Annotated in this window: 16 protein-coding genes and 1 tRNA gene; 7 read left to right on the top strand and 10 right to left on the bottom strand. The window is 64.4% G+C overall.

Translation table 11 applies throughout. From position 1 onward, the window contains the following. On the top strand, positions 1-179 hold a 179-nt coding region (locus BLR75_RS20510; protein ID WP_139207024.1), incomplete at its 5' end, for a transposase. 284 nt (positions 180-463) lie between these two features. On the opposite strand, the gene BLR75_RS20505 is transcribed toward BLR75_RS20510, so the two are convergent. From BLR75_RS20505 to ttcA, 7 genes are all read right to left on the bottom strand, one after another. Further along, positions 464-539: transfer RNA gene (locus tag BLR75_RS20505), tRNA-Ala, on the bottom strand. Positions 540-585: 46 nt separating this feature from the next. Continuing rightward, a complete protein-coding gene (locus BLR75_RS20500; RefSeq protein WP_084313650.1) occupies positions 586-1,239 on the bottom strand; it encodes an O-methyltransferase in 654 nt (217 codons plus the stop codon). A 15-nt stretch (positions 1,240-1,254) separates the two neighbouring features. Next, positions 1,255-1,782 carry a C40 family peptidase gene (locus BLR75_RS20495; protein ID WP_084313652.1) on the bottom strand — a complete coding sequence of 176 codons (528 nt, stop codon included), beginning with the start codon at positions 1,780-1,782 and terminating at the stop codon, positions 1,255-1,257. An 80-nt stretch (positions 1,783-1,862) separates the two neighbouring features. Beyond that, positions 1,863-2,486, bottom strand: coding sequence for a C40 family peptidase (locus tag BLR75_RS20490; protein ID WP_371858136.1), 624 nt, complete (start codon positions 2,484-2,486; stop codon positions 1,863-1,865). A gap of 72 nt (positions 2,487-2,558) precedes the next feature. Further along, positions 2,559-3,323 (bottom strand): NAD-dependent deacylase, encoded by a 765-nt coding sequence (locus BLR75_RS20485; protein WP_084313655.1) that lies wholly within the window; start codon positions 3,321-3,323, stop codon positions 2,559-2,561. Between the two features lie 20 nt (positions 3,324-3,343). Continuing rightward, positions 3,344-4,015 (bottom strand): DNA-3-methyladenine glycosylase I, encoded by a 672-nt coding sequence (locus tag BLR75_RS20480; RefSeq protein ID WP_084313657.1) that lies wholly within the window; start codon positions 4,013-4,015, stop codon positions 3,344-3,346. Positions 4,016-4,077: 62 nt separating this feature from the next. Then, positions 4,078-4,902, bottom strand: a complete 825-nt coding sequence (gene ttcA, locus BLR75_RS20475; RefSeq protein WP_084313659.1) for a tRNA 2-thiocytidine(32) synthetase TtcA — start codon at positions 4,900-4,902, stop codon at positions 4,078-4,080. Positions 4,903-5,207: 305 nt separating this feature from the next. Between ttcA and BLR75_RS20470 the strand changes: the two genes are divergently transcribed. Together BLR75_RS20470 and BLR75_RS20465 are read left to right on the top strand one after the other, a co-directional pair. Then, complete coding sequence (locus BLR75_RS20470) at positions 5,208-5,804, top strand: Yip1 family protein (protein WP_084313661.1); 597 nt, start codon at positions 5,208-5,210, stop codon at positions 5,802-5,804. 113 nt (positions 5,805-5,917) lie between these two features. Beyond that, positions 5,918-6,415 carry a SprT family zinc-dependent metalloprotease gene (locus BLR75_RS20465; protein ID WP_084313663.1) on the top strand — a complete coding sequence of 166 codons (498 nt, stop codon included), beginning with the start codon at positions 5,918-5,920 and terminating at the stop codon, positions 6,413-6,415. A 67-nt stretch (positions 6,416-6,482) separates the two neighbouring features. On the opposite strand, the gene BLR75_RS20460 is transcribed toward BLR75_RS20465, so the two are convergent. Further along, positions 6,483-7,700 carry an OprD family porin gene (locus tag BLR75_RS20460; protein ID WP_371858138.1) on the bottom strand — a complete coding sequence of 406 codons (1,218 nt, stop codon included), beginning with the start codon at positions 7,698-7,700 and terminating at the stop codon, positions 6,483-6,485. A gap of 320 nt (positions 7,701-8,020) precedes the next feature. On the opposite strand from BLR75_RS20460, the gene BLR75_RS20455 reads away from it, so the two are divergent. After that, positions 8,021-8,953 (top strand): DedA family protein/thiosulfate sulfurtransferase GlpE, encoded by a 933-nt coding sequence (locus BLR75_RS20455; RefSeq protein WP_084313667.1) that lies wholly within the window; start codon positions 8,021-8,023, stop codon positions 8,951-8,953. A 16-nt stretch (positions 8,954-8,969) separates the two neighbouring features. Here BLR75_RS20455 and BLR75_RS20450 read toward each other — a convergent pair whose 3' ends face one another. Continuing rightward, positions 8,970-10,091, bottom strand: coding sequence for a beta-ketoacyl-ACP synthase III (locus BLR75_RS20450; RefSeq protein ID WP_084313804.1), 1,122 nt, complete (start codon positions 10,089-10,091; stop codon positions 8,970-8,972). Between the two features lie 396 nt (positions 10,092-10,487). On the opposite strand from BLR75_RS20450, the gene BLR75_RS20445 reads away from it, so the two are divergent. Both BLR75_RS20445 and BLR75_RS20440 read left to right on the top strand, forming a co-directional pair. Beyond that, positions 10,488-10,904 (top strand): 3-isopropylmalate dehydratase, encoded by a 417-nt coding sequence (locus BLR75_RS20445; RefSeq protein ID WP_084313669.1) that lies wholly within the window; start codon positions 10,488-10,490, stop codon positions 10,902-10,904. 86 nt (positions 10,905-10,990) lie between these two features. Then, positions 10,991-11,437 (top strand): hypothetical protein, encoded by a 447-nt coding sequence (locus BLR75_RS20440; RefSeq protein ID WP_084313671.1) that lies wholly within the window; start codon positions 10,991-10,993, stop codon positions 11,435-11,437. A 19-nt stretch (positions 11,438-11,456) separates the two neighbouring features. Here BLR75_RS20440 and BLR75_RS20435 read toward each other — a convergent pair whose 3' ends face one another. Then, positions 11,457-11,894 (bottom strand): HIT family protein, encoded by a 438-nt coding sequence (locus tag BLR75_RS20435; RefSeq protein ID WP_084313673.1) that lies wholly within the window; start codon positions 11,892-11,894, stop codon positions 11,457-11,459. 193 nt (positions 11,895-12,087) lie between these two features. On the opposite strand from BLR75_RS20435, the gene BLR75_RS20430 reads away from it, so the two are divergent. Continuing rightward, positions 12,088-12,540: a hypothetical protein gene (locus tag BLR75_RS20430; RefSeq protein WP_084313674.1), complete on the top strand. Its 453-nt coding sequence runs from the start codon at positions 12,088-12,090 to the stop codon at positions 12,538-12,540. Positions 12,541-12,638 lie beyond the last annotated feature (98 nt).

Raw genomic sequence — 12,638 nt, 5'->3', positions numbered from 1 at the left:
GCCAGACGGTGGAGCACCCATTCGGCACGCTGAAGGCCTGGATGGGTGCCACCCATTTCCTCACCCGAACGCTCGAGCGGGTGAGCACGGAGATGAGCCTGCATGTGCTCGCTTACAACTTCAAACGAGTGCTGAACCTGCTGGGCAATAGTGCGCTGATGGCCGCCATTAAGGCCTGAAACTCCATTGGCGGCCCGCTGAGCCCGTCGCACAGCATCGCGGAGCCACACTTTCCCAAGGCAGTTGAATGACTCGGATCGACACGCCCAGCGCCCATGGGGCCTCTGGGCGCTGCTAAAACAACCCAACATCCAGCTATTCATCACCCGCCGCGTTTTTACACAGCCTCGGCCGCTCCCTGCCCGATCATTCTCCAGTAGCCACGGCATGAAGACATGCTGCGGGCAGCGGATCCTCTGCCCCGAAAACAACAAAGGCCCGCATCACTGCGAGCCTTTGAATCTGGTGGACCGAAGGAGGATCGAACTCCCGACCTCCGCATTGCGAACGCGGCGCTCTCCCAGCTGAGCTATCGGCCCGATTACCTGCAGAATCTAGCCAAGGGGCCTTGTCCAGGCAAGCCCGTCAGCGTTTTCGGCACAGGCTCATGCCATCGCCTAGCGGCAGCAGCGAGTAGTCCACCCGCTCGTCCACCTTCAGGGCGCGGTTCAGTTGCTGGATGGCGCGGGTGTCGGGGCTGTCCGGGTTGGTTTCGAGGACGCGGCCGCTCCAGAGGACGTTGTCGAACACCGCCAGCCCGCCTGTGCGCAGCAGGCGCAGGGCGTGTTCGAGGTAGGTCGGGTAGTTGGCCTTGTCGGCGTCGATGAAGACCAGGTCGAAGCTTTCCGGCTCGTCCAGCGCGGCGAGGGTTTCCAGTGCCGGGCCTAGGCGCAGTTCGATGCGCGAATCGACGCCGGCTTCGCGCCAGTACGAGTGGGCGGTCTGGTTGTAGTCGTCGGGCAGGTCGCAGCAGAGGATGCGGCCGTCCGCGGGCAGGGCTTCGGCCATGCACAGGGCGCTGTAGCCGGTGAAAGTGCCGATTTCGAGGATGCGGTGGGCGCCGAGCAGATTCACCAGCAGGGCGAGGAACTGGCCCTGCTCGGCGGCGATCTGCCAGCGGGAATTCGGCAGCAGCGCGGTTTCCGCGCGCAGACGGGCCTTCAGCGGTGTGTCGCGCAGGGAGACGTCGAGCATGTACTGGTACAGCGCGTCGTCCAGATTCAGCGTACGAGTGGTCATGTGCCCTCCCGGATATCAGGGGTGGAGGGCGAGGCTCTGTCCGGCCAGCACGCGCTTGGCGTCGAGGAACGCTTTCTGCCAGTAGGCGTTGTCGAGGCTGTCCAGGCGTACCGTCCCGCCCGTGCGGGGCGCGTGCACGAAGCGCCCTTCCCCGACATAGATACCGGCATGGCTCACGGTTCGTCCACCGGCGGTGGCGAAAAACACCAGATCGCCGCTCTGCAGGGCGGCGCGCGACACGCTGGGGGCGCGCATGACGATCATTTCCCGGGTCGAGCGCGGCAGCTGCAGACCGATGGAATCGCGGTAGACGTAGCCGATCAGGCCGCTGCAATCGAAGCCGCCTTCCGGCGTGTTGCCACCCCAACGGTAAGGTGTTCCCACCAGGCCGATGGCGCGGATCAGGATGTCGTCGGCAGCCGGCGAATAGGCACTGGTGGACGGCGCTGAAACCACGGGCGGAGGTGCCGGCGGAGTCCGGCTGGCGCAGGCGGCCAGGGAAGCGAGGATGGCGAGAAGAAGGATTCGCTGAGGAGCATGCATGATGATGGCATCCTGATCAGGATGCCATCACTTTGCGCTTACATGGACTTGAACGCAATACTTAAAGTAAAACTTTAAGTTTAGCGGTTCATGGAAAAGCGTGGCTGGTAACCCGGCTCGAGAACGCGCTTGGCTTCGAGATAGCTCAGGCGCCAGTAACTCTCGTCCAGGCTGTCCACCCGCACCCCACCGCTACGACGGCTGGCGGAATGGATGAACTGGCCATCGCCGATATAGATCCCGGTATGGCTGACCCGGCCACGACCGCGATTGTTGAAGAAGATCAGGTCGCCCGGTTGCAGGTCTTCCTTGGAGACCAGCGGGACGTCCATGTTGATCATTTCCCGGGTGGAGCGCGGCAGATTGATGCCGGCCTCTTCGCGGAACAGATATCCGACGAAGCCGCTGCAATCGAACCCGGTCTTCTCGGAGCGACCGCCGAAGCGGTACGGCGTGCCGATCAGTTCGAACGCGCGATCCAGAATGCTGGAGACTCGAATGGACGAGTCTTCTTTTTTATTTCCTGCCCCCTCGCCTTGCTCGATATCCGCCGCCGTTGCCTTTTGTTGGTCAATCTGCGCGGCATGGGTGGCTTGCGATGCGACTGCAGCCTGGTCCTGACGCGATGCGGGCGAATGGCTGGCGCATGCGGCCAGCAGCAAGACGAAACTCATGGGCACGAGGGGTGCGAAGCGCTTAAGCATGGGCACGACCGTGACTCATTAGTTTCCGTTAGCGGGCTAATTTGCCCGCTCGATGGACCCAATGCAAGTTTTTTATCGGGAAATGTGACTCAGCAGGCGCGGCAGAATATCTAAGGCCTTTCCTTCCAGTCGTTCATCGACCGCGGCGCTGAGATCGGTGGCCGCCGGATTGATCTCGGCAGTGAAACCGCCTTCGGCCCTGGTGCGCAGCACGGGTTCGATGATGTAGGGGAAACTCGCGGTGGTGCCGACCAGCAGAACCGCGTCGAAACCCTTGCGCAATTGCGCATAGAGCGTATCGATCGCCTCCTCCGGCAGCATTTCCTCGAACAGCACCACCGGCGGCCGCAGCACCCCGCCGCAAGCGGCGCAGCGTGGCGGCAGCGGGCGGTGCAGATGTTCTTCCAGTTCCGCACTTTCAGCACCGCAGGACTGGCAGAACAACGGGCTCAGCACCCCGTGGATTTCGATCAGCCGTTCCGCCGGGGAGCCGGCGCGGTGGTGGAAGCCGTCGATGTTCTGCGTCAGCACCCAGCACTCCGGCTTGCGCCGCTGCAGTTCGGCGATCGCCTCGTGTCCGGGATTCGGCGCGGCCCGCAGGCAGGCCTTGCCCAGCTCCGCCAGGTATTTCCAGCACAGTTCCGGATTGCGCTGGAGCATCGGCCCGGACAGCGCCGACTCGATCGGCAGGCCTTCCTCGGTCAGGCCGTTGTAGAGGCCGCCCAGGCCGCGATAGGTGGGCATGCCGGAATCGGCGGAGAGGCCGGCGCCGGTGATGACGAGGATTCGCTCGGCCCGTTGCAGTGCCGCCGCGGTGCGCTCGATCGCCGAATCCATGCCGTCTCCCCCGCTACCTGTCAGTGGTTCACCGTATGCGCCAGCATGACCGAAAGCTGGCACAGCGGTCGACCGCTCTGTTCGTGCCAGTGGTTGAAGGCGGTCTGCACCGCCGCCAGGTCCTTCTGGCTGGTCGGCGCCTTGTCGATGATTTCCTGCGCCTTCAGTGCGGCGACCACGTCGTCGGTGGGGATGAAGCTGTCCTTCCCCGCCATGCGCAGGAAGCGCGGCGCGGAAAGCCCGCCCAGTTGATTACCGCGCTTGGCCAGCAGTTTCCACAGACCGACGATGTCGGTCACCGGCCAGTCCGCCAGCAGTTTGCCGAAGCTGCCGTGCTCACGGGCGATGTCGAGGATAATCTGGGCGTTCAGCGGCACGCTCTTGAGCTTGCCGAGATGGCGGATCAGGCGGGCGTCCTGCATGAGGTTTTCCAGGCGCTCGCCGCCCATCAGCACGACCTTCTGCGGATCGAAGCCGAAGAACACTTCCTCGAAGGCCGGCCACTTGGCGTCCACCAGGCTGTGCTTGAGGCCGGCGCGGAAGATACGCAGGCTGATCAGCGACAGGTAGCGGTCATCGCCAACCGCGGCCAGTTCCGCCGCACTCTTCGGCTGCGGCAGGCGCGCTTCCAGCGCCTCCACCGAACCGAAACGGTTGACGCAGTATTCGTACAGCCATTGATAGTCGCGCATGGTCGATCCTTGATCCGGGCAACGATGGGTATCGCAAGCTCAACCCATCCTGCGAAAGTCCCTCAGAGGCTCATCACGTCGAGGAAACGCGGGGTGGCATTGTCGTCGACGCGCAGGCTGGTGAAGTCGAACAGGTTGCGGTCGGCGAGTTGCGACGGCACCACGTTCTGCAGGGAGCGGAACATGATCTCGGTGCGCCCCGGCGACTTGCGTTCCCACTCCTGGAGCATTTCCTTGACCACCTGGCGCTGCAGGTTGTCCTGCGAGCCGCAGAGGTTGCACGGGATGATCGGGAATTCCCTGAGCACCGAATAGGCCTCGATGTCCTTCTCGCTGCAGTAGGCCAGCGGACGGATCACCACGTTGCGGCCGTCGTCGGAGAGCAGCTTCGGCGGCATGGCCTTCAGCGTGCCGCCGTAGAACATGTTGAGGAAGAAGGTTTCCAGGATGTCGTCGCGGTGGTGACCGAGGGCCATCTTGGTCGCGCCGATCTCGTCGGCGTAGGTGTACAGCGTGCCGCGGCGCAGGCGCGAGCACAGCGAGCAGGTGGTCTTGCCCTCGGGGATCTTCTCCTTCACCACCGAATAGGTGTCCTTCTCGATGATGTGGTAGGGCACGCCGATGGATTCGAGGTACTGCGGCAGCACGTGCTCCGGGAAGCCGGGCTGTTTCTGGTCCATATTTACCGCGACGATTTCGAAGCGGATCGGCGCCACCTTCTGCAGGTACAGCAGGATGTCGAGCATGGTGTAGCTGTCCTTGCCGCCGGACAGGCAGACCATGACCTTGTCGCCATCCTCGATCATGTTGAAGTCGGCGATGGCTTCGCCGGCGAGGCGGCGCAGGCGTTTCTGCAGTTTGTTCTGGTTGACCGAAAGGGTGCCCATGGTGCTGTGGAATCCGCAGGGAAGACGAAAAGCTGGCTATTTTACGCGCAAAGGCTCGCTCACCCCAGCCCCGTCGACGAAGGAATTCGGCGAGGCGCGGCCCTTCGCCAGCAAATGCTGCATCGCTATTAACGCCCACCCTCAAGCTTCGATTCGCTCTAACCCCACGGACGACGCCGCTTCGGAGCCTACCCTATACTGCGTCATAAGGTCGCATAGGTCGGCCTGGCACCGGGAGACGCTGGCTACGCGTCCCCGGCGCCTCGCTGGGGGGCGGCCTGTATAAGAACGAGGAGGTTGCTGACATGATCCATCATGTGTGGGGGCTCTTCACCCATCCCGATCAGGAATGGCAGGAAATCCGTGGCGAAGAGGAAAGCATCAGCCATATGTACCTGACCCATGTCCTGATTCTCGCTGCCATTCCTGTAATTTCCGCATACATAGGCACCACCCAGGTCGGCTGGGTCGTGGGCAACGCCGGGCCGGTCAAGTTGACCGCTTCCAGCGCGCTGCAACTGACCATACTGACCTACGTGGCGATGCTCGCCGGCGTCGCCGTGATGGGCGCCTTCATCCACTGGATGGCGCGCACCTACGACGCTTCGCCGACGCTCACCCAGTGCATAGTGTTCGCTGCCTACACCGCGACTCCGCTGTTCATCGGCGGCCTGGCGGCGCTGTATCCGAACCTGTGGCTGGGCATGGTCATCGTAACGCTGGCGGCCTGCTACACGACATATCTGCTCTACGTGGGCATCCCGACCTTCATGAACATACCCAAGGACGAAGGGTTCCTCTTCTCCAGCTCGGTGCTGGCGGTGGGACTCGTGGTACTGGTGGCGATGATCGCCATCTCGGTGGTGCTGTGGGGCAGCGGCATCGGCCCGGAATACATGTAAGGCTCACCTGCTGACGAAACCGGGCCTCGCGCCCGGTTTTTCTTTGCCCGCCCGGACGAGCGGAAGCGTCTGGCGCTGGGGCTCAGCCGCCCCGCTCCGGCATAATCCGTCCCATGCCCGAACAACTGCACGCCCGCGTCGAAGCCTGCTACCGGCAGGCGGAAGAATTTTTCCAGCGCCGCTTTCCCCGCCCGGAAGTGAATTTCCGCCTGCGCGGGCAGAAGGCCGGCGTCGCCCATCTGCACGAGAACCTGCTGCGCTTCAATCCGCAGCTGTACCGGGAAAACCGCGAACACTTCCTCAGCCAGACCGTCGCCCACGAGGTCGCGCACCTGGTCGCGCACCAGATGTTCGGCCCGCACATCCGCCCGCACGGCGATGAATGGCAGCTGATCATGCGCGGGATCTACGGCCTGCCGCCGGACCGCTGCCATACCTACGAAATCCAGCGGCGCCACATGACCCGCTACATCTACCGCTGCCATTGCGTGGAAAGCAGCGACTTCCCCTTCTCCAGCCAGCGCCACAACCTGGTCGCCCAGGGCCGGCGCTATTTCTGCCGCCGCTGCCGCGCGACCCTGGTGTTCACCGGCCAGGTCGTGCGCGAATGAAAAAAATGCCGCGCGCCTGGGTCAGGCGGGCGGCATAAAGGCTCGAACCGGATCTGCGTCGCGACTGTTACCAGAGCGGCATGCTGTAGCTGACGATCAGGCGGTTCTCGTCGATGTCGTTGCTGAAGTTGGAGCGCATGGTCGCGTTACGCCATTTCACGCCCAGGTTCTTCAGCGGGCCTTCCTGGAAGACGTAGCCGATGTCGGTGTTGCGTTCCCACTCCTTGCCGTCGTCCGCTCCCACTCTCAGTTGGTCAACGTTGTCGCCGCTGACGTAGCGGGTCATGAAGGTCAGGCCGGGAATGCCGAGGCCGGCGAAGTTGTAGTCGTAGCGCGCCTGCCAGGATTGCTCGTCCTTGCTGGCGAAGTCACCGATCTGGATGTAGTTCACCAGGAACGGGTCGGCGCCATTGACGAAGGCGAAGCCGGTGTCGCCGCTCATGTCCTGATAGCCGACGCCGAAGGCGTGGTAGCCCAGGCTGTAGGTGAACATGGCGTTGAACGCCTTGTTGTCGACGTTGGTGTTGCCTTCGTCGTTGGAGCGCGCCCAGCGCACGTCGGACTTCAGCGACTGCTTGTCGGCGATCGGCAGCGTGTGCACCAGGTTCAGGTAGTGCTGCGAGTAGTTGTCTTCCAGCTTGGCGTAGTAGTAGCTGGTGGTGAGGTTGTCGGTCCACTTGTAGCCGGCGCCGGCGTAGTCGAACTTGTCGGAAGCGACCGCACCGGTGATGTTGCGCTTGCCGCCGGTGGTGACGGTCATGTCCTCGTAGTCCTGCGAGTTGCGCTGGTTCACCTGGGTCAGGTGGCCGGCATCGAAGGTCAGGTTGCTGATGTCCAGCGAGTTCAGCGAGCCGCCGGAGAAGGTCTGCGGCAGCAGGCGGGAATCGTTGGATACGAGGATCGGCAGCTTCGGCGCCAGGGTGCCGCCCTTCAGGGTGGTCTTGGACACGCGCACCTTGGCGGTCACGCCGAGGTCGCTGTAGCTGTCCTGGGCGCGCCTGGTTTCACGATCCTGCTGCAGCAGGCCGGTGCCGCTGCGGTCCGGGCTGGAGTCGAGTTTCAGGGCGAGACCGCCCAGGGCATCCAGACCGAAGCCGACCAGGCCCTCGGTGAAGCCGGACTCGTACTTGAGGATGAAGCTCTGGCCCCACTCTTCCTGCTTGCTCTGGCTCGGCACGGGATCGCTGGCCTGGCGGAAATCGCGGTTGAAGTAGTAGTTGCGCAGTTCGACGCTGGCTTTACTGTCCTTGATGAATTCGGCGTGCGCCAGGCTCGGCAGAACCATGGCCCCCACTACGGCCTGTGCCAGAGTCGTGGCGGTAAAGCCGCCGAAATGCTTGCGGATCATCGGATTTTCCCCTCAATGGTTTTTGAAGCATCGACGGCCTGGCTGTCGCGCCGCCCCCCAAAGGTCTTGCGCAGCCGTCTGGCGGCCTGTTCGTGCTGCGGGAATGTTGGCGAGGGGGTATTTCAGAAAGGTTGCATGAAGATAAAACTTTTATTACAGCGGAACTTTTGATCGCGTCTAGCGATAAGAATCCACCTCTCTCCACTGGGGTTATGCTGCGAAGCAGTCGAATCCACCACGGCAGGACAGGAATCCACATGCATGAACTCCAACCGCTGATCGAACGCCACGGCCTGCTCCTGCTGTTCTTCAACGTCCTGCTGGAACAGCTGGGCCTGCCGATCCCCGCCTACCCGGCACTGATAGTCGCCGGAGCGCTGGCGTTGCAGGGCAGCGGCGTGCCGCTGGGCGAGGCGCTGGCGGTCGCCGTGCTCGCCTGCCTGATCGCCGACTGCGCCTGGTACCTGGCCGGCCGGCATTACGGCGGATTCCTGCTGAAGAGCATCTGCCGGATCTCCCTCTCCCAGGACAGCTGCATCCGCCAGAGCCAGGGCCTGTACCTGCGCATCGGCCCGCGCGCCCTGCTGATGTCGAAGTTCCTGCCGGGCGCCAGCGCGCTGTCCACCACCATGGCCGGCATGACCCGCACCGCCTGGCGCCGCTTCGTCGGCTACGACGTCGCCGGCGCGGCACTGTGGGCGGGCTCCGCGCTGCTGCTTGGCGGCATCTTCAGCGAAACCGTCGACCAGTTGCTCGGCCTGCTGCAGGAATACGCCACGCTGGGTGTGATGCTGCTGGCCGGCGCCTTCGTCCTGTTCATCGCCTGGCGCCTGTGGCGGCGCTACAACCTGCTGCGGCGCACCGCACGGATTCCGCGCATCAGCGTCGACGAGCTGCGCGAGCGGCTGAACCAGGAACGCGTGCCCCTGATCCTCGACGTCCGCGCGGAGGCCGGCGGCGACGGGATTCCCGGGGCCATCGCCTTCGGCCTCGACAGCCCGCTGGACGCGCTGAAGGACGACCTCGCCGATACCGACGTGGTGATCTACTGCGCCTGCCCTCACGAGCTGTCGGCGGCGATGCTGGCCGAGCGGCTGCGGGCGTCGGGGCATCAGCGGACCTGGGCGCTGTCCGGCGGGCTGGATGCGTGGCGGGAGCGGCAGGAGCCGGAAAGCAAGAGGGAGCCGTGATGGCTCCCCCGGATGATCAGCGCTTGCGCAGGATCACGCTGCCGATCGAGTAGCCCGCGCCGAACGAGCTGAGCACGCCGATGGAGCCGGACGGCAGGTCGTCCTGGTGCTTGTGGAAGGCGATCACCGAACCGGCCGAACTGGTGTTGGCGTAGGTGTCGAGGATCACCGGCGCCTCCTGCGGTTCGGCGTCGCGGCCGAGCAGCTTGCGGGCGATCAGATGGTTCATGTTGAGGTTGGCCTGGTGCAGCCAGAAGCGCTTCACGTCGCTGACCGGGATGTCGTTGCGCGCCAGCTGCTCGCCGATCAGCTCGGCGACCATCGGGCAGACTTCCTTGAACACCTTGCGGCCTTCCTGCACGAACAGCTTGTCGCGGGTGCCGATGCCCTCTTCCGCCGCGCGGTTGAGGAAGCCGAAGTTGTTGCGGATGTTGTTGGAGAACTGGGTCAGCAACTTGATGTCCAGCACCTCGAACTGCTGTGGCGAGGTGGCCTGGTCGGCGCGCTCGACGATCACCGCGGTGGCCGCGTCGCCGAAGATGAAGTGGCTGTCGCGGTCGCGGAAGTTCAGGTGGCCGGAGCAGATTTCCGGATTGACCAGCAGCATCGCCCGCGCCTGGCCGAGCTGCACGGCATTGACCGCCGCCTGCAGGCCGAAGGTGGCGGAGGAACAGGCCACGTTCATGTCGAAACCGAAGCCCTGGATGCCCAGCGCCGCCTGCACTTCGATGGCGACCGCCGGATAGGCGCGCTGCAGGTTGGAGCAGGCGACTATCACCCCATCGATATCCGCCGCAGTGCGGCCGGCGCGCTGCAGCGCTTCCCGGGCGGCGGCGACGGCCATCTCGCAGAGGATGCCCCAGTCCTCGTTGCTGCGTTCGGGAATGCGCGGAACCATGCGCTGCGGATCGAGGATGCCGGCCTTGTCCACCACGAAGCGGCTCTTGATGCCGGAGGCCTTCTCGATGAAGGCCGAGCTCGACTCGCTCAGCGGCTCCAGCTCGCCCTTGCCGATGGCCTCGGCATGCTGCGCGTTGTACTGGTGGACGTAGGTATTGAAGGACTCCACCAGTTCATCGTTGGAGATGCTGAACGGCGGGGTATACAGACCGGTACCGCTGATCACGACTTTATGCACGGTCAATCCTCTTCTCAATCGGGTTGGGCTTCGACGCGCCGCACGCTGGGCGACGCCGGAAATTCTCGGTCCCGCCGCGAGCGGGACGCCGACCGCAGATCATTCTGGCAGCCCGAGGCGCGAATCGCCTGCGCAGCCGCCTGACGGCCTTTCGCCGCGCCGCTTCTGCGGCACGGACATGGCGGAGGATTATGCTGCAAATTGCCGCGAAAAAACGCCCCGGCAAAGCAATCGCCGGGGAAATTACCCGAAATCTGATTTCGTCCACTTTCCGACCGGGCGGTCTGTCCGCAGGGCGCATGCAGCGGAACGCTTCATCCGCCAATGACCACAGATGCTGCGGCACCCGGAGCGATCCTGGGCTAGCCTTCGCTGAGTCCATCATGGAGGGAACCCATGCGCTCGATCCTTGCCGTACTGTCGTTGCTGGCCCTGGCCGGCTGTTCATCCGTGCCCAGCGACGAGGTGCAACCGGTGCCCGAAAAGCGCCTGCTCGCCTACCAGCAGGCGACGGCGCACAGCACGCAACTGACGGTGGAACGCGACACCGGCTTCCTCGGCGCCGGCTGCTTCGTGGCCTTTTCCATCGACCGCCAGCTCGTCGCCCGCATCGGCGCCAGCGAGTCGGCCAGCTTCCATGTTCCGCCCGGCACCCATGTGGTCGGTATCGGCATCGACGAAGAAGGCGACGGACTCTGCAGCAAGGGCTACCTGCGCCGCGAACTGGCGGTCACCCTGGCCGCCGGCGAGACCGGGCGCTTCCGCATCCTCAGCGACAACCGCATCGGCTACGACATCCGCCAGCTCGACTAGGACCCGCGCCAATCGTCGCTTCGCCGCCCGACCAGCCTGCCGGTCCTTATAGTGAAGAACGGCCTGCAGGCAGCAGGAGAATGGCGATGAAGATGAAATCCATGCTCGCGCTGCCACTGATGGCGGCGCTGTGCGCGTGCGCTTCGGCGGGGAAGGAAGGCGAGCCGGTGAATGTCATGCTCGATGCCACCCAGCGAAACGCGGGCCGCATCGGCCAGGCGACGCTCTCCCCCGCCGACGGCAAGACCTACATGACCGTCTTCATCAGTGGCGCGCCCCAGGGCACCACCCGCCCGCTGCGGCTGTACACCTACATCTACCAGGGCGCCTGCGCCAGCCCGGACGCCAGACCCGCCTACGAGCTCAACGACACTGCCGTGACCCATCGCAACCGGCAGGTCGGCGCCGGCTGGTCGCTGTACAAGGTGGCGCCCGTTCCGCTCGCCACCCTGCGCGCCGGCGACTACTCCATCGTCCTGCGCACCAGCCCGGCGGACGGCAACTACGACATCTTCTGCGGCGCAATCCACTGAAGCGCCGGCGCTTGCCGCATCAGCCGCGAATCCGCTGCACCAGGCGCGCCTGCAGCTTCTCCAGCTCGGCCGGATCGGCCTTCTGCGCGGCGTGGATGCCCAGCCCCTGGCCGGCAAAGCGCGGGATGATGTGCATGTGGATGTGGAACACCGTCTGCCCGGCCGGCGCGCCGTTGAACTGGGCGACCTGCACGCCGTCCGGCTGCAGTTCGTCGACCAGCACTCGGGTCAGCTTCTGCACCGCGAGGGTCATCTTGCACAGGCTGTCCGCGTCGATCTCCAGCAGGTTGCGCGCCTGCGCCTTCTTCGGGATCACCAGGGTATGGCCGAAGGACTGCGGGAACAGGTCGAGGAAGGCGAGCACGTCGTCGTCCTCGTACAGCTTGTAGCACGGCGCCTCGCCACGAATGATCATGGCGAAGATGTTCTGCGGATCGTAGGTGCCTTGCAGGCTCATGGGGTTCTCCATTACCGGTGTGATCGAATGGCGAACGATACCCGGCTTGAAACCGCCTCGCCAATGAACTCCGTGCGCCCGGATGCATGCCGGGAGCTACCGCATGTCACGAGACCTCGGGAACGGCGCGGCATGCGCCTAATATGAACGCGGGGGCCATCGCAGTAATTCCCACTACAGCAGGTGGTCAGCTATGAACACGAAGAAGACGAAGAAAATCGGGCTGGCGTTGTTGATCGCGTCAGCCGGGCTGCTGGCATACGGAACGGCGACCGGACAGGTAATCGCCGTGCCGCTGGAAGCCGCCCCGGCCTTCGCGGGGCACATCGGCCAGGCAATTCTGAAGGACCGCGGCAGCGAAACCAGCGTGAACCTGTACTACTCCGGCGCACCGGACAATGCGGCCCTGCCCCTCCACCTCTACGCCTACATCTACCCGGGTTCCTGCGAGAGTCCCGGCGCCCAGCCGGCGTACGAACTGAACCGTATCGTCACCACCCAGCATGATTTCTTCGGCGACACCACGGGACTGTCGAGAACGGCGCCGGTCAGCATGGACGAGCTGCGCTCGGGGGATTATTCGATCGTCCTGCGCAGCAGTCCGGCCGACGGCAACCAGGACCTGTTCTGCGGCGAGATCAGATGACCACGAAGCGGGTGCGCGGCCTGGCGTGAAGACCGGGCGGCACTGAGCGCGTTCACGGCTGCTCCCCGGTATCAGGGGGAGCAGCCGCATTGCCTGCG

This window comes from Pseudomonas jinjuensis (assembly GCF_900103845.1).
GTDB lineage: Bacteria > Pseudomonadota > Gammaproteobacteria > Pseudomonadales > Pseudomonadaceae > Pseudomonas > Pseudomonas jinjuensis.
This window is presented reverse-complemented; position numbering and strand designations above follow the sequence as displayed.